A 21,787-nucleotide genomic window follows, 5' to 3' on the forward strand; every position below is an offset into this window, starting at 1 on the left:
CCTGTTCGTGGGCATAGTGCAGGGCGCCGCCCGCCAGCGAGTCGGAGATGGCGAACACCGCATCCGGTTTCTCCTCGGCGGCAAACAGCGTCGCCATCGCCAGATAACCCGCCTGATACTCCAGCCCCTCGGCGCGAACCACCGCCTGCCATGCGCCTTCACGCGCCGCGCGATAGCCCGCTTCTCGCTGCTGGGAGTAGAGATAGCGCAGGTCGCCGCTGATCATCGCGATCCGCTGATAGCCCTTACCGGAAAGGTAGTTGATGGCGCTTTCCGCCGCGCTATGGTTATCAATCGTCACCGATGAGGCGTTGTACCCGGTGTTACCTTCTCCGCACTGCACCCAGGGCGCGTTGCCGATAAGCGTTGTCAGGCCCGGCAAACAGCTGATGGCATCCATGGTGATCACCCCGTCCACCACCTTGCCGCTCAGCAGTTGCAGGTAGGCCGATTCGCGGTTCAGGCGCGATTCCGAGTTGCACAGCAGAATGTGATACCCCTGTTTTTCCGCCTCTTCCTCGATGCCGCGTACCACGCCCGCGCAGAAGGGGTTGGTGATGCTGGAGACCAGCACCAGCAGCATCCGACTGCGCGAGGTGCGCAGCTGCCGCGCCAGCAGGTTAGGCTGCCAGTCGCAAGCGGCGATCGCGGCCAGCACTTTGTCGCGGGTATCAGGCTTAACCCCTGGATTACCGTTGAGCACTCTCGATACCGTCGCGGTGGAGACCCCCGCGACCCGTGCCACTTTCTCAATAGACATGGGATCTGTTCCGCCTGAAGTGAATTGTGAAGCGCCTTGCAAATTGCATCGATAGTAGCAAATAAAAAGCAGATGCATTGGTGAAGCGCATTGCAATCGATTACATTTTGATCCGAAAGAGCATGTAATCGATTACAAGAATAACACACGCCACGCCACTACCCAGCCGGAGGATGCCATGTCTTCTCACACCGTATCACCGGCGCAGATCGCCAGCCCGAAATGGGTGATCCCGCGCCTTTCGCTGATGATGTTTCTGGAGTTTTTCGTCTGGGGGGCGTGGTATGTCACCCTCGGGATCGTGATGGGAAAATACGGCCTGAGCGCGCTAATAGGGGACGCGTACTCGACCGGTCCGATTGCCTCCATCCTGTCGCCGTTTTTGCTGGGAATGCTGGTTGACCGCTTCTTCGCCTCGCAGAAAGTGCTTGGCATTCTGCATCTGGTCGGCGCGGCGCTGCTCTGGTGGATGCCAGGGCTGTTCGAAAGCGGGCAAAGCGGCCTGCTGTGGGTGATTTTTGCCTATATGCTCTGCTACATGCCGACCATCGCCCTCAGCAATAACGTGGCGTTCCACAGCCTTGCCAACAGCGAGAAGGGGTTCCCGGTGGTGCGCGCCTTCGGCACCATCGGCTGGATCGTCGCCGGGCTTATCGTGGGCGCCACGGGGTTATCGGACAGCACCGCCATCTTTACCCTCGCGGCGATCGCCTCGCTGGTGCTGGGCATCTACAGCTTTACGCTGCCGCATACGCCGGCCCCGGATCGCGGTAAGCCGCTGTCGATGCGCGATCTGCTGTGCGCGGATGCCTTCGCGCTGCTGAAACAGCGCCACTTTATGGTGTTCATCATCTGCGCCACCCTGATCTCTATTCCGCTGGCGGCTTACTACGCCTACGCCGCGCCGTTTATCTCAGCGGTCGAGTTTGAGAACGTCAGCGGGGTGATGTCGCTGGGCCAGATGTCAGAGCTGCTGTTTATGCTGCTGATTCCGTTCTTCTTCCGCCGCCTCGGCATCAAGCTGATGCTGCTCATCGGGATGCTGGCCTGGTTCCTGCGCTACGCCATGTTTGCCCTCGGCATCACTGAAGAGACGCGCTGGATGGTCTACATCGGCATCATCCTGCACGGGGTGTGCTACGACTTCTTCTTCGTGATTGGCTTTATTTATACCGACAAAGTGGCGGGCAACAAAGTGAAAGGCCAGGCGCAAAGCCTGCTGGTGCTGTTCACCTACGGGCTCGGCATGCTGATTGGCTCGCAGATAAGCGGGGCGGTGTTTAACCGCTCGGTCACCGCCGAGGGCGCGCAGGCGCTGGCCCAGTGGCAGAGTTTCTGGTGGATGCCGGCTGTCGCTGCCCTGGCTATCGCGGCGCTGTTCTTCTTTACCTTCAACTACCGCGAGGAGCCAAAACGTGACTGAACCGTTACGCGTACTGGTGGTTGGCTGCGGCAACATGGGACGCTCCCACGCCCTGGCCTATCAGCAGCTCGATGACTTCGCGCTGTGCGGACTCGTGGCGCGCGGCGAGTCGAAACAGCGCCTCAACGCCGCGCTCGCCACGCCGGTTCCCCTTTTTGACGAGCTGAAAACCGCCATTGCCGAGACGCAGCCGGACGCGGTGTGCATCGCCACCTGGCCGGACAGCCATGAAACGCTGGCGCTCACTGCGCTGGCGGCGGGCTGCCATGTGTTTATTGAGAAGCCCCTCGCCACGACGGTCACCGGGGCAAAACGGCTGGTTGCCACTGCCCAGCTGGCGGGGAAGAAGCTGATGGTGGGCTACATTCTGCGCCACCACCCGGCGTGGCAGCAGTTTATCGCGCGGGCTCAGACCCTCGGCAAACCGCTGGTGATGCGCATGAACCTTAACCAGCAGAGCGATGGCAGCGCCTGGCAGACCCACCGCCAGCTGATGCGCTCTCTGTCGCCCATCGTCGACTGCGGCGTGCACTACCTGGATGTCATGTGCCAGATGACGCAGGCAGAGCCGCTGAGCGTCAGCGCCATCGGCGCGCGGCTGAGCGACGAGATCGGCACCGGGCAGTACAACTATGGCCAGCTGCAGGTGCGGTTCAGCGACGGGTCCGTTGGCTGGTACGAGGCGGGCTGGGGGCCGATGATGAGCCAGACCGCGTTTTTCATTAAGGATGTCATCGGCCCGCGCGGCAGCGTCTCCATCGTGGCGCGGGAAGCAGGCGGAGAAGGGCAGTCGGCTAACGTCGAGGCCCACACCCGCACCGAATCGCTGCGCGTCCACCCGGCGACGCTGGATGACCAGGGCTGCTTCGCTCAGCAGGATGAGTGGATTACCAATGAAGACGAACCCGACCACGACGCGCTTTGCGTTCGCCAGCAAGCGTACTTCGCCCGGGCTATCCTCGAGGATATCAACCTGCTGACCCATCAGCAGCAGGCCATCGACAGCCTGGCGGTGGTGCTGGCAGCGGATCGTGCGGTGCGCGAGCAGCGTACCGTCTGGCTCAACGGCGATAATCATCATGAGGTGAACGGATGAAAACCTTACGCGGCCCGTCTATTTTTCTCTCACAGTTCATCGGCGATCAGCCGCCGTTTAATAGCCTGCCCGCCCTGGCGGCGTGGGCGGCGGGGCTGGGGTATAAGGGCGTGCAGATCCCGACCCATCTGCCGCATATCTTCGATCTGGAAAAGGCGGCAGCCAGCCAGACCTACTGCGATGACGTCACCGGCATGCTGGCCGGACACGGGCTGGCAATCAGCGAGCTGTCCACCCATTTACAGGGGCAACTGGTGGCGGTGCACCCGGCCTACGAACAGGCGTTTGCCGGGTTCGGCCCGGCGCAGTTTGCTCAGGACCCACGCGGGCGTCAGCAGTGGGCGACCGACACACTCAGGCAGGCCGCGGTGGCGTCGCGCCGTCTTGGTCTGAGCGCCCACGCGACCTTTTCCGGCGCGCTGGCGTGGCCCTATTTCTACCCCTGGCCGCCGCGCAACGCCCTGCTGATTGAGGAGGCGTTCGCCGAGCTGGCCCGCCGCTGGCGGCCTGTCCTGAACGCCTTTGACGAGGCCGGGGTCGATCTCTGCTATGAGCTGCACCCCGGCGAAGATCTGCATGACGGCGCGACCTTCGCACGTTTTCTGGCCCTGACCGGCAACCACCCGCGGGCCTGCATCCTCTACGATCCCAGCCATATGCTGCTCCAGCACATGGACTACCTGGGGTTCATCGACAGCTGGCATCCGCGCATCCGGGCGTTTCACGTCAAGGACGCGGAGTTCCAGCTTTCGGCCCAGAGCGGCGTGTATGGCGGCTACCAGGCCTGGCAGGATCGTCCCGGGCGCTTTCGCTCGCCGGGTGACGGGCAGATCGACTTCACCGGCATCTTCAGCCGGCTGGCGCAATACGATTACCCCGGCTGGGCCACGCTTGAATGGGAGTGCTGCCTGAAATCCGCCGAGGCCGGGGCGCAGGAGGGCGCGCCCTTTATTGCCCGGCATATTATTCAGGTCGCGGACCACGCGTTTGACGATTTCGCCGCCCGGGACAGCGACCGGGCCGCTATCCGCGCCATGCTCGGGCTGGAGGATCGCCCATGAGTACGCGGCGTCTGCGGCTGGGAATGGTGGGCGGCGGTGAAGGGGCGTTCATCGGCGCGGTGCACCGTATCGCGGCGCGGCTTGACGACCGTTATGACCTGGTTGCCGGGGCGTTCTCCTCGAACCCGGAGGTGGCGACCCGCAGCGGCGACGCGCTGCACGTTGCCGCGGATCGCTGCTATACGCGCTGGGAGGTGATGGCGGAGCGTGAAGCCGGGCGTGACGACGGCATCGACGTGGTTGCCATCGTCACCCCCAATCACCTTCATGTGCCGGTAGCGCGGGTGTTTCTTGCCCAGGGGATTCATGTCATCTGCGATAAACCGCTGGGTCTGAGCCTGCCGGAAGGCCAGATGCTGGCAGAGGACGTGGCGCGCAGCGGCTGCCATTTTGTGCTGACCCACAACTACAGTGCGCTGCCGATGGTGCGCGAAGCGCAACGCCGTGTCGCCGCAGGTGAACTGGGGGAGATCCGCAGCATTGAGGTGACCTATCTTCAGGGCTGGCTCAACGAGCGCGCCGAGCTGGGGGATAACAAACAGGCCCGGTGGCGCGCCGACCCGCTGCGCGCCGGTGCCGGGGCGGCGGGGGATATCGGTACCCACGCCTGGCAACTGGCGGCGTTTGTTACCGGGATGTCGCCGGAGGCCGTGCGCGGTGAGCTGCTGACCCGCGTCGCGGGCAGACAGCTTGATGACGAGGTGTTCGCCGAGATGCGCTATGCCAGCGGGGCGCGCGGGCGGCTGTGGGCAAGCCAGGTGGCAACCGGGCATGAGAACGATCTGCGGCTGCATATCGTCGGAACCCGGGCAAGCCTGACGTTTTGCCAGCAGCAGCCCAACCAGCTGACGCTTCTGCCGCACGACGCGCCGGCGTTTACGGTGACCCGCAACGGCCACGGAATGTCAGCGGCCGTCGCTCAGCAGTGCCGCACCCCGGCGGGGCATCCCGAAGGTTATCTGGAAGGCTTCGCGCAGATTTATCGCGAGGCGGCGGATCTTATTCAGGGTAAGCCGATGCCGCTGTTGCCCGGTATCGCCGATGGCATCGCCGGCATGCAGTTTATCGCGCGGCTGCGCGAGAGCAGTGCACAGGGCGGCACCTGGGTGACGTGGGCGTAGAGGAAGTGCGGGCAGAACCGATAAAAAAACCGGGCAGGGCCCGGTTTTTTGCGTCTGATGGAGGTGCTGCTTAATCAAATACGTTATTGATGACGGCGGTCACCAGGGCCGTACTGAGTGCAATCAGCACCAGGTCTTGCCCCACCGCCTGCCACTCATAGCCCGGATAGTAGGGCAATTCGCTTAACATTGATGCGGGCACGGCCTTCTTCGCGATTCCCGGAGGAAGCGGTTTGCCGCGCGCCAGATTTTTGGCGATCCCCGGCGGCAAGGGTTTATACCCGGTAATGCCGTAGTTTACCGCCAGCTGGCGCGCGCGATCGTAGCTGATGTCGCGATCGACGTGGTCCGGTTTCCCGTAGTTTTTACCGTGGCCAGCGCCGTTGGTGTGCTGGGACGACTTTCCTTTATCACCCTTATCCGATTTGTTGCCGTTATTGCCGCTGTTGCCATGGTTACCGCTATTACCATGTCCGTTGCCATTGCCATTGCCATTGCCATTGCCATTGCCGTTGTTAGCCAGTACCGGTGTGGCGACCATGGCAACGCAGCTTGCCAGCAGGAGTGCTGTGAGAGTTAACCGACGCGTTTTCATACTATTTCCTTAACAGGGTTGCCTCAGCGCTATTTCACCATAATGACATGGCGTGACTATATCCCTTATTCCTGGATTGTGATTTCTCACGGGTTAGTCGCAAAAAAAATCCCGACGCCAGGGCCGGGATGGATGCTCACCTCAGCGGCGCTCAGCCGAGCAGTTTTCGCAGGGTATCGCGCTGCTTATCGTTGATGTCGAGCGGATGCTGATAGCCGATGTTCTCCACCGCGCGGGTATAGAGCGCAACCAGCCAGTCATAGACAAACTGCGTCGCCGCGTGGGCGGGCTGTTCGCCGAGCTTCGTCAGACGTCCATGCTGTGCCGGGGCGGGGGCGAAGATGGTCGCGCCGGGCTGGACGCGGCTCGCCGGGCGGCTGGCGGGCGCGACAGCGTCATACCCAAGCCAGGTCAGGAAGTCGCCAAGCCGGGCCTGGCCGCGTGCGGCGGTGTGCATCGCCTCATCGAGAGCGGCCGCCAGATCGAGCCGGTAGCTGGTCACCACCAGAATATCCCCCAGATGCTGCAACGCCTCGTCCGTCAGGCCAAAGTGGGTTGCCACGTCGGCGCGACGCGTCCAGTGGCGGACATGGTTTACCCAGGCCTTGTGCAGCGCGTTACCGTGGGAGGGGGCAGCCTGCTGGCCTTCCTCCTGCATCTGCGGGGCGGCAAACAGATCGACGTTCAGATCAAACGGCGTGCGCGGCGCGGCGGTGATTACCGGGGCTTCCGGCTGGGGCAGCTGCTGCACCAGTCTGGCGGGCAGCAGCCCTTCGAGCAGCTCTCCGTGGCGGGCGGCGATGCGCTGTAAACCGCGCACGGTCTGCTCGGCCTCGGCTTTCGCCGCGTCGCTGTTAGCCTGGGTCTCCACGTTGAAGCGGCTGAAAAGCTGCGCCAGGCGGCTGTCTCCCGCGCGACGCAGGCCCGCCAGGCGGCCGGCGTGATGGGTGGCGTCCAGCGCCTGGCCGAGCCACTCGGTGAGGCGTTGCAGATTGCGCCCGTCAAGCGCCTGTAACGTCCCCCAGCGCTGGCCCGGCTTACCGAGCAGACGCTGAATCGCCTCATCAAGGTGCTCCCCGTCGCTAAAGCGCGCGTCGTGCGGGGTGATGGCCCACACCAGGCCGGGCAGCGCGTCCTCTTTGGCGGGCTGGGTGGTCTCCACCCAGTGCCACAGCTGGCGAGAGAGCGCCGGGATCGCCGCGCGCGAAGGCGCGGCGTTGCAGATCAGCAGCACATCGGGCTGAAGCTGCTTGCGGTACCACTCCAGTAAAAAGCGGCGGCGGGTCAGGGCCATGTCAACGCCGTCAATCAGGCAGAAGCCGGGGATATCCACCACCTCGACGTCATCCAGCGCCTGCTGCGGCACCGGCAGCACCAGTTCGGCACACAGGCGGTTGAGCACGCTCAGCGCCAGGTTCACCGCCGGACCGGCTTCGCCTTGCTCAACCGGACGCACCAGCACGTCGGCGTTGTCGTCTTCGCGCAGCTCGCTTTCCGTCAGGAAACCGTCCACCGGCAGGGAGAAATTGTCGATAAGCAGACTCTGCGGGGCAAAGACTTCCCCGGCGTGGCCCAGACGCTGCAGAGCTTCGGCCAGCTCCAGCCAGTGCTGGGTCAGCTCACGCTGCTCACCCCAGAACAGCGACCACGCCAGCGCGCGACCGGCCAGATCCAGCGTCGGTACGATCTCCGCCAGCTGCTGCCAGTGGGCGTCGTCCAGGTGACGCTCGCTGGCAGGCACCAGCGTCTGCCAGTGGCGAGCGATCTGCATGATCTCGTCGGGACGGCTGCCCGGCAGGGTCTGGGGCTGGCTCATATCACGCAGGCGCTGAATGTGCTGCTCGACGGCGAGACGCTCTGGCGCGCGGGCGCCAGAGCGGGCGTGATAGTGCAGCATCAGCAGTTGCACCAGATCGGCCTCGCTGAACAGGCGCAGCGTGAGCGGATAGCCGTCGGTAAACCCGGCAGGGCGCGGCACAAAGCGCAGCGCCAGCGACAGCGGGCGGTGACCGGGGTTGATCTGGTTCAGGTAGTCCACCGGCTTATCGCCAAGGTTGACCACAATGCGCCCGTCGGCGCTGCCGACCAGGCTGCGCAGCAGATGCGCTTTACCCTCGTGGGAATGACCATACAGCCCCAGCACCGGCGGGCGCTGCTGCGCCCGCGCGATGGCGCGAAAATGGGCGCTGGCCGCGTTCAGGTTTGCCAGCAGGGCGTCGGCTTCATCGTCCAGCAGCGGGGAGGTGGTGCGGGCCGTCTGGACCCACGTCATCAAGGCGTTCAGTTTTGTCTGCTCTGGGGTGACAATACTCATTTCAGGTACACGCTCCCGCTGTCGATCCAGTAGTGGCTACGGCTGCTGCGGCGGCCGGCCAGAGTGTTCAGTTTAAAGGTCAGGTGTTCAGCGGGCACGCGGGTGCCGTCCTGAAGCCAGGCGTCGGCGAGGGTGAACGACACCGGCCCCTGGGTTTTACTCCCGCCCGCCAGCTGCAGGCGCACGTTGAGTACGCCGTCGCCGGCGATGGTTTTCGCCAGTTCCGGCGCGTTAATCGACAGGCTGTAGAGCGGCGTGGCGGGCCAGCGGGCGTTGTCGAGCTGACGGAAGCCCAGCGTCACGCTGCCGCGCAGCGGGAACTGAATGCGGGTATCGAGCTTCTCCCCCGGCTTATCGAGGTCGATGTCGCGGTACCAGATATTCTCATCGCGCAGGGTATTGCTGGTGTCGTCCAGCACGCCAAGGTAGCGCACCGTCGAGTAGGCGCCGATATCGGCGGCCTTAAAATTGAAGCGCGGCAGACGCAGATCCAGCGCCAGGCTGCACAGCATCGCGCCGACCGCGGCGGTGGATTTGGGGTTGCCGACCCGGCCGTGAGTGCTGAACGGATACCATTCATGAACCGAATAGTTGTCCAGCCAGACGATGCGGCTCACCGGCACCGGCTGCAGATGGCGCACCAGTCCCTGAATGCCCGGCAGGCAGCCCGGACGCCCGGTCACCAACAGCACGTCGCAGCGATAGTGGGAGATCACCTCACACAGGGCGTGCAGCGGGGCGCTGATGCTGAACTGCCCCTCAAGCATCGCGGCGGTCAGTTCGCTGAAGTTAACCTGCAGCGGCACCGCCAGAATATCGAACGCCGGGGCGTCGGCCGGCAGCGCGTGCTGGATCGCCTGCTCCAGGTAGTGAATCACATTGCGGGTCGGCGACTGGGTAAGCAGGTCACCGGTGAGGGCGTGCAGGCCCGCCAGCGGATCCGCCGGATCGCTCTCTTCCCAACCGGCGAGAATTGCATGACCAATCGGCATCAACAGCTGGAGCGTGGTTTGCTGGCGCAGGATCGCCTGGGTGTCCATGCGCCCGGAGTCGCCAAACAGCGACGCCATCAGGGTTGGCGCATCGCCGACGCCCGCTTTTTGCAGCGACTCCTGAAGGGCAGGCAGTACGCAGCGCTGGATCACGTCCAGCAGGATGTCGTCCCCGGCTACCTTAAACCCTTCGCGGAACAGCAGCGACGGGGTGATTTTGACGTTGCTGCCGCTGCCGTCGTCCAGCCGATAGTGGGTAATCGCCATATCGGTAGTGCCACCGCCGATATCCAGCGAGGCGATGCGCAGCTCGCGGCTCGCGCTACCCGGTGCGTCACTGGCGCGGTCCGGTCGGGCGAGGGCCGCGAAGAACTGCTCGGTCTGGCCGTGATAGTGCACCATTGCTTCGTTGTAGAGCCACACCAGCTGACCACAGCTGGCTTCGTCCCACTCCATCTGCACCGTCGGTGCCGGCACGCTGCTCTGGCCGCGTGACCAGTCGTCGGAGAAGTCATCGTCCTGCGGGTGCCAGCCGTGGGCTTTCCACACCAGCGCAATCGCCTCCTGCATACGGCGGCGGAAAATCTCCCGCTCCTCTTTCGGCATCGCCGAAGGCAGGGTAAGGATCAGGGTGCGCAGCTGGCGCGGCGAGGCCGGGAACCCCATGCGCAGGCGGTTGCCGACGCTGTTGATCTGGCACAGCGCCTGGGAGAGCAGTTCGCACAGCATGTGGGTCATCAGCGAGCTGCGGCTGTACTGCGGGGAGAACACCGGCAGGCGCTCGTCGAGCGGCAGATTGTAGAGCGGCTGGCCGTCGTCGTTCATCAGGTTCATCAGCGGAAACGCGGTCGCCAGCGGCTCGTGGGCGGTTTTGACGTTGAGCTGGCTGAAACGCCAGCCCTGGGTGGCCGGGGTTTCATCCCACAGGTAGCGGCGCGGGCTGGAGAGGCCGCTGTAGCCCTCGGTGCCGGGGCGCTGCATCGCCAGCTTGCGGGCTTCATCGCCCACGCGCACGATGGACGGCCAGACGAAGGCGTCATCGCGTCCGCTCTCCACCGAGAAGTGCTGCTTGCCAAAGCGCGCTTCGGCAAACTCCAGGCGGCTGGTAAACATCGGCTCATTGAGGAACTGCGGCTCGCTCAGGGAGCGGACCTGGAGTTCCATGGTCTGACGCAGGCCATCGTTGGCATCGCCGTGATCTTCAATAATGACGCCACAGGTGTGAGTGTTGCCAACGTCGAGGATCAGGTCGACCGGCACCGGCGGGGTGTTCAGCGTGGCGGTGACAATTTTCACCTCCGGCACGTTAATCTGCTCACCGAGCAGCGCCAGCAGGTTGAGCCAGTGCGCCTGGTACTCAAAGCCTTTCAGCGCCAGGGTGATATCGCGCTCGTTGCGGGTGTCATCCTGGCCCACATACTGGGTAAAAGCTTCACGCAGCCAGCCGTCCACCCAGGTTTGATCGAGGAAATCGCCGACTTCATCGTCGCGCCAGGCGAGGGTAAACCGGGTGCCGTTGCGCACGTCGTTCTGGGACGGCGCCAGCAGCGCCGGGCCGTCTGCGTCTACCAGACGGGTGTCCAGCGCCAGCGTCACGCGGTGCGTGTTGCCCGCCTGATCCGGGCGGGCCAGCTTGCGGATCTGCACGCGCGCCCAGTTGTCCGGGCCTTCCACGAAGGTGCGCGGTGGGTTAAAGCGCAGGAACGGCACCGGCAGCCAGACGCCGTTCAGCAGCGCGAGCGACTGCTCCAGCGCCACTTTGCTCTCCGGCTTCACCACTTCGGCCGCGCCGCCGCGCGCCGCGGGCAGGGTGTATTTCCCGGCGCTGATATCGTAATCAAGGCGCAGCAGCGGGCCGTTGGCGGTTTTACGCACGAAGCGCCCGGCGTGGGGCTGCTCCAGCGGCGTTAAACCAAAATCAAGGAACTGAACCCCGCTGTTTTCAATCAGGGTCACGCTCTGTTTGTAATCGCACAGGTTTGCCAGCATAGGATCAGGCACTCACTTTTTTGAATGTCACAGGAACCACGGTTTTCTCGTCGTACTGACCGGTGCACTGCGCCGCGTTGTTCTCGGTGGCTTTGCAGGCGATTTCCGGCACGTTATAGCGCGCGCCGTCGCTGCAGCGTGCCGCGCCGCGGGTTTTAATCATCAGGGTACCGTCGCTGTGCAGGCCGGAGAACACCTCGGCTTTACAGGTCACTTTGCCGCGCAGGGTGACGGTGGTCTGGCCCTTGTTGTTGGTGACCTGATAGCGCAGCGCCGGCACTTTGCCGCTCACCGGATCGCGGAAATCGACGTCCACACGCCAGTTGCCGTTGAGGAATTTGGTGGATCCGTTACGGACCTGGTCGGCATCCATCACCAGCGCATCTTTCGGCGGTGGCTCGATAACCACCGGGGCCGCCGGGGCTGGCGGGGCTTCCACCACCGGCGCGACGGCCGGGGTAAACTTCGCCGGATGCAGCGGCAGGCTGGCGGTCAGCGCCGGTGCTTCTTTTACCGGGGCTGGCGCAATCGCCACCGGGGCGACCGGCGCAGGCTCGACGGCGGCCACCGCCGTTGGCGCGGGCTTCATCGCCACCCACACGGCAGGCACCGCCACGGCAGCGACCACAACGGCGGCCACCGGCAGCGCCCACAGCGGTACGCTTTTCTTACGGGCCGCAGGGGCAGGCTGAGGCGCTGGCGTCACCGCGGGCTGCGGTGCGGCGGCAGGGGCCGGGTTAACCGGATACGGGGTGTAGACCAGCGGCTCGCCGACGGAAGGCGCTGCAGCCGGCACGGGAGAGGGCACAGGGATCGGCGGCGGCGCAGGGGCCAGCAGCGGGGCATCCGGTTCGCTCAGGGTAATCGTCACCGGCTCCGGGGCAACAGGCTCCGGTTCAGCCAGGATCGCCGGCTCTTCAGGTTCTTCGATGGCAAGGCAGGCCAGCACGTCGTCGGCCACGCCTTCGTTCAGATTGACGAAGCCCCAGAAGGTGATCACCGCGCGGTCATCCACCAGATAGACATGGTTGCTGCCCGGGAACTGAAGCGCTTTCGCCAGCAGCGCGCCGAAACGCACCTGTGCTGCTTTATCGGACTGCATGCAGCGCTTGCTGAGGGTCAGCGCCCCGGCGATGGTTTTCTCCAGGCTTTTCAGCGCCCGTTCGCGGGTATCGCTGTCGGCCGCAGCCCAGCCGCGCACGCTGCCGGGGAAGGGGGCATACCAGTCAACCCGGTCGCCGTCATCGTTAATCTGCGGGATTGCCAGACAGTCAACCAGCGCCTGTTGCTTGCGAAGACGCAGCGTCTCGCGAATTTGCAGCGCCGAGTCGAACACCGACTGGCCGTTCTCGCCCACTGCCTGATAGTCATCCAGCGAGCCGCTGCGTAAGAGTATTTTTGCCACGTTTAGATCCTGCCGTTGTGCCACTTTCACCCATCTACTGTATCGACCTGCCAGACAAGTAAACGGTGGAGAACGTGCAAAAAAAGCCGAATTCTCCCGCTATAGATCTCCAGGAATTTTCTTGACCTTTATAAAAATTACTTAACCGAAATTATCCGACGCACATTAACGCGCGCCGCGGTGAGCAAATGTACAAATTCAGACGGAAATGAATAACATGAGAGGATTTGGTTATTTGCGCGCGGAAGGCAGCTATGCTGAGATCGTCCCCGAAAATAATTTAAGACAAAAGGATGTACTGATGTCTACGTCTAAGACACTTCTCGGCGTGCTGTTAAGCGCGCTGTTACCGGCAAGCGCCGCCCTCGCGGCGGGAAATGACACCCTTATTTACTGCTCCGAGGCATCGCCCGAGTCGTTTAACCCCCAGATCGCCAGCTCTGGCCCGTCGTTCGTGGCCAGTTCTCAGGTGCTGTATAACCGCTTAATCAATTTCGATCCGGTGAAAAATACCCCGGTGCCGTCCCTGGCGACCGAATGGGAGATCTCTCCGGACGGCAAAACCTACACCTTCACCCTGCGTGAAGGGGTGAAGTTCACCAGCAATAAATTCTTTAAACCGACCCGCGACTTTAATGCCGATGACGTTATTTTCTCGGTGATGCGTCAGAAAGACCCTAATCACCCGTACCACAAGGTGTCCGGCGGCCAGTATGAATATTTCCACGACGTCGGTCTGGATTCGCTGATTAAAGAGATGAAGAAGATTGACGATCGCCACGTGCAGTTTGTGCTGAACGAACCGAACGCCGCCTTCCTTGCCGACTGGGGCATGGATTTCGCCTCCATTCTCTCGGCGGAATATGCCGATGCGATGCTGAAAAAAGGCACGCCGGAAAACGTTGATAACTGGCCGATCGGGACCGGTCCGTATGCGCTGCAGCAGTATAAGGTCGACTCGCTGATCCGCTACGTTGCCAACCCCAACTACTGGGACGGTGAGGTGCCGACAAAGCACCTGATCTTCTCCATCACGCCGAACGTGCAGACGCGTCTGGCGAAGCTGCAAACCAACGAGTGCCAGATCATTCCGGCCCCGGCACCGGTGCAGTTCCCGGTTATCAAAAACAACAAAGACCTGACGCTGCACAGCGTGGATGCGCTCAACGTCGGCTATCTGGCGTTTAATACCGAGAAAAAACCCTTTGATCAGCTGCTGGTCCGTCAGGCGCTGAACTACGCGGTGGATAAAAAAGCGATCGTTAACGCGGTCTTTATGGGGTCCGGCACCGTGGCAAAATCGCCGCTGCCGCCAAAAATGCTCGGCTATGACGCGAACCTGAAAGACTATGACTACGATCCGGAGAAAGCCAAAGCGCTGCTGAAACAGGCCGGGCTGGAGAAGGGCTTCACCACCGATATCTGGTCAATGCCGGTGCAGCGCCCGTATAATCCGAACTCACGGCGCATCGCTGAGATGATCCAGAGCGACTGGGCGAAGGTCGGCGTTAAGGCCAACATCGTCAGCTATGAGTGGGGCGAATACCTCTCCGGTATGCGCAAGGGCGAGCACAGCACCGCGCTGTTTGGCTGGATGTCGGACAACGGCGACCCGGATAACTTCGCGGACGTGCTGCTGAGCTGCGACAGCGTGAAGAGCGGGTCTAACGTCGCGCGCTGGTGTGACAAAGGCTATGACGATCTGGTGAAGAAAGCGCTGCTGATAAGCGACCCGGCAAAACGCGCCGCGCTCTACACTCAGGCGCAGGAGATTTTCTACCAGCAGGCGCCGTGGGTCACGCTGGCCAACGGCAAAACCTTCTACGCGACGCGCAGCAACGTCACCGGCTACAGCGTCAGCCTGATGGGCAGCGATTTCTCAAAAGCGAAGCTTGATTAACGGAGCGCGCCATTGCCGCGGCGATGGCGCAGCGTTTCTGGAGGTAAAATGGCACATCTGGACGAGATCATTGAACGGGTGGACGCAACCATCGCCGGGGGTGTGATTGCCCCGATGAATGAGTTGCTGATTGCGTTAAGCGACGATGCGGCGCTGAGTCGCGAGGAGCGTTACCAGCAGCAGCAGCGCCTGCGGGTAGCGATTGCCCAGCACGGTCGCCATCATCGCGAAGAGGCCGAGGCGCGCCGCGAGCATCTCACCAGCGGCGGCGTCATTCTGTAGCGTTAAAACTGGCGTCTTGCGACCAGCCAGGCGCCAATCACCAGCAGCACCGCGCCGCATAGCGGCCCCACCAGCGCCCGCCAGGGCACCCCGTGGCTGCGCACCATATCAAACACCAGCCCGCCGATCAGCTGGCTTGCCACCAGTACCGCAATAGTGGTTGCCGCCCCGACATGCTGATAGCCGTTGATGCTGGCGAACACAAAAAACGACCCCAGCAGACCGGGGATCAGCGTCCACCACTTCACCGTCGACACCAGTTCGTTCACCCCGGACATGCCGTTTTTAATCAGCAGAATCCCGATAAACAGCACGATCCCTACCAGCGAGTTGAGCAGCATGGCGATGAGAATGGTGGATGAAGTCTGGGTGATGCGAACCATCAGGGTATTCTGGATAACCAGCCCCATTCCGGCGCAGATAAGAAACAGCAGGCTCAGCGACTGATTCATCCCAGCGCATCCGGCTCGCTGCGATCGTCAAGCTGGCGCTGCATAAAGGTGAGATCCAGCCAGCGGCCAAATTTGGTGCCCACCTGAGGCATCTGCGCGGTAATGGCAAAGCCCAGCGACTGGTGCAGGGCGATGGACGCCACGTTCTGGGTTTCGATCCCGGCCACCATCACATGCTTGCCGATGGCCCGCGCCTCGTCGATTAGCTTCACCATCAGTTGGCGGCCAATGCCTTTACCCTGATGGTCGGGGTGTACATAGACCGAGTGCTCGACCGTGTGACGAAAGCCGTCGAACGCGCGCCAGTCGCCAAACGAGGCGTAGCCCACCACGGCACCGTCATCCTCCATCACCAGCACCGGGTAGCCAGCATTACGACGCAGGGCGAGCCACTCAACGCGGTTTTCGGCATCGACGGTTTTGTCATTCCAGATAGCGGCGGTATGCACGACGGCGTGGTTATAGATGGTGGCGATAGCGGAGCAGTCCTGCTCGCTGGCATGACGAACGATCATCGGTAAGCCTCGGAGATTGTTGCAGTTAGCGGTACCCGATAGTACGCCCGCAGCTCGAGGTTCTGTCAATTTTTTTAACCGGCGGAAAATGAGGATTTTTCACCATTTATGGCATATCCCGCCGCATCCCACACCGGGGGCGGTGATGGCGTCTAGTATTAAAGGACATCATCAACAGAGGAGAACGCCTGATGAAACAGCAACAAAACCGCCGCTGGCTACTGGAATCCCGACCGCACGGCGCGCCGACCGCGGACAATTTCCGTTTCGATACCGCGGAGATTCCCACGCCTTCCGACGGCCAGGTGCTGCTGCGCACGGTGTTTCTGTCGCTCGACCCCTACATGCGCGGACGTATGAGCGATGAACCGTCCTACTCTGCACCGGTAGAACTGGGGGACGTGATGGTGGGTGGCACCGTGAGCCGGGTTGAAGCCTCAAAGCTCGACGGCTATGAAGAGGGTGACTGGGTGCTGGGCTACAGCGGCTGGCAGGACTATGCGCTGTCGGACGGCACCGGCCTGACCAACCTCGGCAAAAATCCGGAACAACCCTCCTGGACCCTGGGCGTGCTGGGGATGCCGGGCTTTACGGCGTACATGGGGCTGACCGACATCGGCCAGCCGAAAGAGGGCGAAACCCTGGTGGTGGCCGCCGCGACCGGCCCGGTCGGCGCCACGGTGGGGCAGATTGGTAAAATCAAAGGCTGCCGCGTAGTGGGGATCGCCGGCGGGGCAGAGAAATGCCGTCACGCCGTGGAAACCCTGGGCTTTGATGCCTGTATCGATCACCGCGCCGAGGATTTCGCAGAGCAGCTCAAGCAGGCCTGTCCGAAGGGGATCGACGTTTACTACGAAAACGTTGGTGGCAAGGTGTTCGACGCGGTGCTGCCGCTGCTTAACACCGCCGCGCGCGTACCGATCTGCGGTCTGGTGGCGGGGTATAACAGCACCGGCCTGCCGGACGGGCCGGATCGCCTGCCGCTCCTGATGGGCACCATGCTGAAAAAGCGCCTGCGCATGCAGGGGTTCATCATCAATCAGGACTACGGCGACCGCTTCGATGAGTTCTTTAACGAGATGTCGGGCTGGGTGAAAGCGGGCAAAATTCACTATCGCGAGCAGATGGTGGACGGCCTTGAACAGGCGCCCGATACCCTGATCGGCCTGCTGGAAGGTAAAAACTTCGGTAAAGTGGTGATTCGCGTCGCCGACGACGCGTAACCTGACGGGCGGCGGTGCGCCGTCGCCCGTGTAAAATGGCATAACCCATCATAAAATCGACTGAATAACGTCTTGTCCCCATGCCCACCAGCCGATATCCTCAAAAATCGGCTCATAACGGGAAACGCCAGTGAATTCAGACACCTCTTTACTCCAGGTAACCGATCTGACTCTCGCCACCGTCGGCGGCTCGCCGCTGGTGAAGGGCATCGATTTTCACGTTGAACGCGGGGAGATCGTCGCGCTGGTCGGCGAATCCGGCTCCGGCAAAACCCTCAGCTCGCTCTCGGTGCTGGGCCTGCTGCCCGAAGGAGTACAGCACCAGGGCGGCGTTATTCGCTTCAACGGCGAGGTTGTGGCCGCACCGGGCCAGCGCTACCCGGCCGGGGTACGCGGCAGCCAGATTGCGATGATCTTTCAGGAGCCGATGAGCAGCATGAACCCGGTGCTGACGGTGGGTGAGCAGATTGCCGAAGTGCTGGTACGTCATGAGGGGCTGTCGTGGAAAGCGGCAAACCAGCAGGCCGTTGAGCTGCTGGACAAGGTCGGGATCGTTAACCCGGCCCAGCGGGCGGGGCAGTATATTCACCAGCTCTCCGGCGGCATGCGCCAGCGGGTGATGATTGCCAGCGCCATCAGCTGTAAACCGGCGCTGCTGATCGCCGACGAGCCGACCACCGCGCTGGACGTCACCATTCAGGCGCAGATCCTCGCCCTGTTACAGGCGTTGCAGCGCGAAATGCAGATGGGCGTACTGCTCATCACCCACGATCTCGGGGTGGTGGCGCGCTACGCCGACCGCGCGGCGGTGATGCACAACGGCCGCATTGTCGAGCAGGGCGCCGTGCCCATACTGCTCTCGCATCCCGCCGATCCCTATACTCAAAAGCTTATCGCCGCCTCCAGGCCGGAAAACCATCGTCGCACCGCGGCACTACCCGACGCGCCGCTGATCTCGCTGGCAGGCGTGACCAAAAGCTACCCGCAGCCGCACCGGCTACCGTTTTTCCCGCCGCATCGTCATCCGGTCCTGCAACCCACCACGCTGGCCATCGGGCGCGGAGAAATAGTAGGGCTGATTGGCGAATCCGGCTCCGGTAAAACCACCCTCGGGCGGACGGCCATCGGGCTGATTCCGGCCGACAGCGGCGAGATCCTGTTTGATGGCATCAACCTGGTGAAGGCCAGCCGGGAACAGCAGCAGCAGATGCGCCGTCGGGCGCAGATTATTTTCCAGGACCCCTTTGCCAGCCTCGATCCCAAAATGACCGTGGGCGAGCAGATTGCCGAGCCGCTGCGGGTGCACAAACTGCGCCCGGCCGCGGAGATTCCGGCCCGGGTCAGCGAGCTGTTAACGCTGGTGGGCCTTAGCCCGACGCACGCCGCGCGTCGTCCGGCGGCGTTCTCAGGTGGACAGCGTCAGCGCATCGCCATTGCCCGCGCGCTGGCGCTGGAGCCGGAATTGCTGGTAGCAGACGAAGCCGTGTCCGCCCTGGATCTCTCGGTGCGTGGCCAGGTGCTGGCGCTGCTCGCCGACCTGCGCGACAAGCTGGGCCTGACGGTACTGTTTATCAGCCACGACCTGAGCGCGGTACGCCAGGTTTGCGACCGGGTGGTGGTGATGTACCGGGGAGAGATTGTCGAAGCCGGGGAGACGCAGCAGGTGCTGGAGCAGCCTGCGCACCGCTATACCCGGGAACTGCTGCAGAGCGCGCCGGATATCGAACAGGCGTTGCAGATGCGGGCAGGGTGACGGCAGCGCATTAAACAGAAGGGGTGCGTGGGTCGAGGCCACGCACCCGAGGTAACAGGGTCAAATCTGCTCAGGGTGCGACCGGCAGTTCTTGGTGCTCTGACCATTCGTGCCACGAACCCACGTAAACCGCCAGATCGCGAAATCCGGCATGCTTCAGCGCGGCATAGACCGTTGCGGCGCGCGCGCCGCGGTGGCAGTAGGTGATGATGCGCTGATGCGGCGAAAACCCTGCCTTGTGCGCCGCGGCGCGGATCTCCGCCGCCGGGCGAAACTTCCCGTCAGCGATCACCTCCTCCCAGAACAGCAGCCGCGAGCCGGGGATACGCCCGGCCCGGGCGCAGCAGTCGTGTACGAAGCTCCCGTCATGTTCCGAGGCGCGCCTCGCGTCGAGAATGACGGTGCGTTCCCCGTCGGCGCGCAGCACCTCCTCGCGGCTGGCGACCCGTTCACGTTGAAAACGCACCGCGTTTTCTGAGCCGGGCTGGGGCGCCAGCAGGGTATGTTCGCCGCGGCCGGGCCGCAGTTCGCCGCCCGCGTCCTGCCAGGCGCGCACGCCGCCGTTGAGGATCAGCGCGTCGTCGCGTCCGATGAGCCAGTGAAACCAGGCGCCGCGCGGGGAGCGCATCCCGGTTTCCTCTTCAAACCACACCGGCGTTGCCGAGTCGGTGCCCAGCGACTGCCAGGCGCGTTCAAACACGCCCGCCATGGCGGCGATCTCCTGCTCGGTGGAGTCGGGGATGAAATAGTCGTAGACGTTAAAGGCGTGGGCGTCCGGCAGGGTCGCGGTGCGCCAGGCGTCGCTGTCACGCGCATCCAGCAGGGTAAAGCGTTCCCCTGCGGCAAGGCGGGCGCGCAGTTCGGCGGCGTCAATCAGCATTCGCACCTCCCGGTTCCGCAGCGTTGCCAAACGGTAGCAGGGTGCCGAAATGCTGCGCCTCAGCGCTCTGCAACACTCGGGCGGCCAGCGCAATATCAAACACGTTCAGGCCAAACGAGCTGAAATAGACCCGTGCATCGGCCGGGGCGCGCCACTGGTCGGTGACCAGCTGGGTCAGGTCGGCGCTCACCGCGTCGGCGTTAAATCCGCCGCTTCGGAACAGCTGAAACAGGCTCTTGGCGCTGACGTGGCAGAAATCGCCCCAGGCATCCACCACCACCTCATCCGCCAGCCCGATGGTGGCGAAGTCGGCTTCGTGATAGCCAATCTGCATCACCAGCGATCCGGGATGGAAAAATGCCGGGGTGATCCAGGGTTCGGCGGCGCTGGTGCAGGCGATTAGCGCGTCATACTCCAGCGCCTGGGCCTCCTCCAGCGTTGCAACCTGAGTGACCGGGAACGGCAGCGGGTCGAGGCTCGCCAGCATGGCGTCCAGATTGTCCGGCGTGCGGTTCCAGCACCAGAGCTGCGCCAGATCGGGAAAATGCACGCGCAGCATCTCGCAGTGGGCACGCGCCTGCACCCCGGCACCGGCCAGCAGCACACGCTTCACCGGACGCGGTGCGGCGCGGCGCAGCACCAGCGCCGAGACCGCCGCGGTGCGTACCGCCGTCAGACCGCCGCTCTCCACCAGGCCGATCGGCAGACCGTTGTCGGCGCGGTTAACCAGCGTCATGGCCATCGCCTGGGGCAGATCGTCGTCGATGTCGGGACGGTGCGCAGTCCACTTAACGCCGGTGGCATTGAAGCGCCCGCCGACCCGGGCGGGCAGGGCATACACTTTGCCGCGCGGGGTGGCGAGATCGACATGGGTTTCGGCGGGCATCTGTGCGGCGCCCTCGCGCAGCAGACGCACCGTGTCCGTGACGTCCTGCAACGCCTGGCGGGGATCCAGCCCGCCAAGGGTTGCCACCTGGTGCTGATTGAGGTAGCGCAGCATCGGCATATCAGTGCTCCAGAATCTGACTGGCAAAGGGATAGAGCGCCGGCGAGCCGCCGCAGTGAATAAAGATGACGCTGCTGTCCGGGGCGATTTGCTGCTTCTCGACCAGCGAAATCAGCCCGTGCATCGCCTTGCCGGTGTAAACCGGGTCGAGCAGGACGCCTTCCGCCTGTGCGGCGCGGTAGATCGCCTCGATACCGCCTTCGGACGGAATGCCGTAGGCCTGGCCAACGTAGTCGTCTTCAATCCAGATATCCTCCGGCTGCCAGCGCTGCGGCCACTGCAGCAGGTCGGCGCACTCCTGGGCCATGCGCGAGATACGCTCCTGGAACCACGGCGCTTTCGCGCTGACGCTGATGCCGACGATGCGGGTGTTGGGCCAGTAGCGGCGCGCGCCGACGTAGAGTCCGGCCAGGGTGCCGCCGGAACCGGTTGGTGCAACCAGCACGTCCGGGTCCGGCAGGCCGAGCGCTTTACGCTGGGCGTCCATCTCCTCCACCGCCCGCACGTACCCGAGCGCCCCCAGCGGGGTGGCGCCGCCCAGCGGAATAATCATCGGCTTTTCGCCGCGCGCTTGCGCCCGGTCGGCATGGGCCTGCATCGCGCCGTCAATCAGGGTGAAATAGTCATCCGGGTCGAGGAACTCCAGCTCCGCGCCAAACAGCCGGTCGAGCAGCAGGTTGCCCTGATAGCTGGCGGGCGGATTACCGCGCAGCACCAGCACCGGGCGCATGTTGAACTTGCGCGCCGCAGCCGCCACCATGCGGGCGTGATTGGACTGGTGCCCGCCGGTGGTGATCACCACGTTGACGCCGTTGCGGCACGCCTCGGCCATCAGGTACTCCAGCTTGCGCACTTTATTGCCGCCGCCGCCAAAACCGGTGTAGTCATCCCGTTTGATCTGCAGGGCAATCCCCAGCTCATTACTCAGACCCGGTAACGATTCCAGCGGCGTGGGAAAAAACCCCAGTGATACGCGTTCAAAGTCATTCACATTTTTCATTTCATTTTCCCGTTCCTGGT

General features: G+C 63.3%; 18 protein-coding genes. 8 read left to right on the plus strand and 10 right to left on the minus strand.

Translation table 11 applies throughout. The features are described from left to right. The coding region (locus DW58_RS14295; RefSeq protein ID WP_235810700.1) for a LacI family DNA-binding transcriptional regulator at positions 1-760 on the minus strand (760 nt) is incomplete at its 3' end. A gap of 178 nt (positions 761-938) precedes the next feature. Here DW58_RS14295 and DW58_RS14300 point away from each other — a divergent pair. Genes DW58_RS14300 through DW58_RS14315 form a run of 4 tightly spaced genes read left to right on the plus strand, consistent with a single transcriptional unit; the run spans position 939 to position 5,461 of the window. Further along, on the plus strand, positions 939-2,183 hold the full coding sequence (locus tag DW58_RS14300) for an MFS transporter (RefSeq protein WP_024549536.1): 1,245 nt from the start codon (positions 939-941) through the stop codon (positions 2,181-2,183). Beyond that, positions 2,176-3,279: a Gfo/Idh/MocA family oxidoreductase gene (locus tag DW58_RS14305; protein WP_024549535.1), complete on the plus strand. Its 1,104-nt coding sequence runs from the start codon at positions 2,176-2,178 to the stop codon at positions 3,277-3,279. The genes DW58_RS14300 and DW58_RS14305 overlap by 8 nt, the downstream gene beginning before the upstream one ends. Then, entirely contained in the window at positions 3,276-4,340 is a 1,065-nt protein-coding gene (locus tag DW58_RS14310) for a sugar phosphate isomerase/epimerase family protein (protein ID WP_024549534.1), read from the plus strand. The genes DW58_RS14305 and DW58_RS14310 overlap by 4 nt, the downstream gene beginning before the upstream one ends. After that, positions 4,337-5,461 carry a Gfo/Idh/MocA family protein gene (locus DW58_RS14315; protein WP_024549533.1) on the plus strand — a complete coding sequence of 375 codons (1,125 nt, stop codon included), beginning with the start codon at positions 4,337-4,339 and terminating at the stop codon, positions 5,459-5,461. The genes DW58_RS14310 and DW58_RS14315 overlap by 4 nt, the downstream gene beginning before the upstream one ends. 70 nt (positions 5,462-5,531) lie before the next feature. On the opposite strand, the gene DW58_RS14320 is transcribed toward DW58_RS14315, so the two are convergent. The 4 genes from DW58_RS14320 to DW58_RS14335 form a co-directional block, all read right to left on the minus strand. Continuing rightward, the gene (locus tag DW58_RS14320) at positions 5,532-6,056 is read right to left on the minus strand and encodes an anti-virulence regulator CigR family protein (protein ID WP_024549532.1); all 525 of its coding nucleotides are present in this window, start codon (positions 6,054-6,056) and stop codon (positions 5,532-5,534) included. Positions 6,057-6,207: 151 nt separating this feature from the next. After that, on the minus strand, positions 6,208-8,370 hold the full coding sequence (locus tag DW58_RS14325) for a virulence factor SrfC family protein (RefSeq protein ID WP_051195583.1): 2,163 nt from the start codon (positions 8,368-8,370) through the stop codon (positions 6,208-6,210). Next, positions 8,367-11,351, minus strand: a complete 2,985-nt coding sequence (locus tag DW58_RS14330) for a virulence factor SrfB (protein ID WP_024549531.1) — start codon at positions 11,349-11,351, stop codon at positions 8,367-8,369. The genes DW58_RS14325 and DW58_RS14330 overlap by 4 nt, the downstream gene beginning before the upstream one ends. Before the next feature lie 4 nt (positions 11,352-11,355). Then, positions 11,356-12,756 (minus strand): SrfA family protein, encoded by a 1,401-nt coding sequence (locus DW58_RS14335; protein WP_024549530.1) that lies wholly within the window; start codon positions 12,754-12,756, stop codon positions 11,356-11,358. A gap of 301 nt (positions 12,757-13,057) precedes the next feature. Here DW58_RS14335 and DW58_RS14340 point away from each other — a divergent pair, with 301 nt between their 5' ends. Both DW58_RS14340 and DW58_RS14345 read left to right on the plus strand, forming a co-directional pair. Then, positions 13,058-14,656: an ABC transporter substrate-binding protein gene (locus tag DW58_RS14340; RefSeq protein WP_024549529.1), complete on the plus strand. Its 1,599-nt coding sequence runs from the start codon at positions 13,058-13,060 to the stop codon at positions 14,654-14,656. 48 nt (positions 14,657-14,704) lie between these two features. Next, on the plus strand, positions 14,705-14,938 hold the full coding sequence (locus DW58_RS14345; RefSeq protein WP_024550654.1) for a DUF2526 family protein: 234 nt from the start codon (positions 14,705-14,707) through the stop codon (positions 14,936-14,938). Between the two features lie 2 nt (positions 14,939-14,940). On the opposite strand, the gene DW58_RS14350 is transcribed toward DW58_RS14345, so the two are convergent. Together DW58_RS14350 and DW58_RS14355 are read right to left on the minus strand one after the other, a co-directional pair. Further along, on the minus strand, positions 14,941-15,390 hold the full coding sequence (locus DW58_RS14350; protein ID WP_024550653.1) for a DMT family transporter: 450 nt from the start codon (positions 15,388-15,390) through the stop codon (positions 14,941-14,943). Further along, entirely contained in the window at positions 15,387-15,905 is a 519-nt protein-coding gene (locus tag DW58_RS14355; protein WP_024550652.1) for a GNAT family N-acetyltransferase, read from the minus strand. The genes DW58_RS14350 and DW58_RS14355 overlap by 4 nt, the downstream gene beginning before the upstream one ends. Before the next feature lie 191 nt (positions 15,906-16,096). Between DW58_RS14355 and DW58_RS14360 the strand changes: the two genes are divergently transcribed. Both DW58_RS14360 and DW58_RS14365 read left to right on the plus strand, forming a co-directional pair. Continuing rightward, positions 16,097-17,128, plus strand: coding sequence for an NADP-dependent oxidoreductase (locus tag DW58_RS14360; protein WP_024550651.1), 1,032 nt, complete (start codon positions 16,097-16,099; stop codon positions 17,126-17,128). Between the two features lie 130 nt (positions 17,129-17,258). Continuing rightward, positions 17,259-18,881 carry a dipeptide ABC transporter ATP-binding protein gene (locus tag DW58_RS14365; RefSeq protein WP_024550650.1) on the plus strand — a complete coding sequence of 541 codons (1,623 nt, stop codon included), beginning with the start codon at positions 17,259-17,261 and terminating at the stop codon, positions 18,879-18,881. Between the two features lie 70 nt (positions 18,882-18,951). Here DW58_RS14365 and DW58_RS14370 read toward each other — a convergent pair whose 3' ends face one another. The 3 genes from DW58_RS14370 to DW58_RS14380 are packed head-to-tail and all read right to left on the minus strand — an operon-like array spanning position 18,952 to position 21,767. Beyond that, positions 18,952-19,761, minus strand: coding sequence for a sulfurtransferase (locus DW58_RS14370; protein ID WP_024562740.1), 810 nt, complete (start codon positions 19,759-19,761; stop codon positions 18,952-18,954). Then, the gene (locus DW58_RS14375) at positions 19,751-20,758 is read right to left on the minus strand and encodes an ornithine cyclodeaminase (protein WP_024550172.1); all 1,008 of its coding nucleotides are present in this window, start codon (positions 20,756-20,758) and stop codon (positions 19,751-19,753) included. The genes DW58_RS14370 and DW58_RS14375 overlap by 11 nt, the downstream gene beginning before the upstream one ends. A gap of 10 nt (positions 20,759-20,768) precedes the next feature. After that, a complete protein-coding gene (locus tag DW58_RS14380) occupies positions 20,769-21,767 on the minus strand; it encodes a 1-aminocyclopropane-1-carboxylate deaminase/D-cysteine desulfhydrase (RefSeq protein WP_024550173.1) in 999 nt (332 codons plus the stop codon). Positions 21,768-21,787: the final 20 nt, after the last annotated feature.

This window comes from Siccibacter turicensis LMG 23730 (assembly GCF_000463155.2).
GTDB classification, from domain to species: Bacteria; Pseudomonadota; Gammaproteobacteria; order Enterobacterales; family Enterobacteriaceae; genus Siccibacter; species Siccibacter turicensis.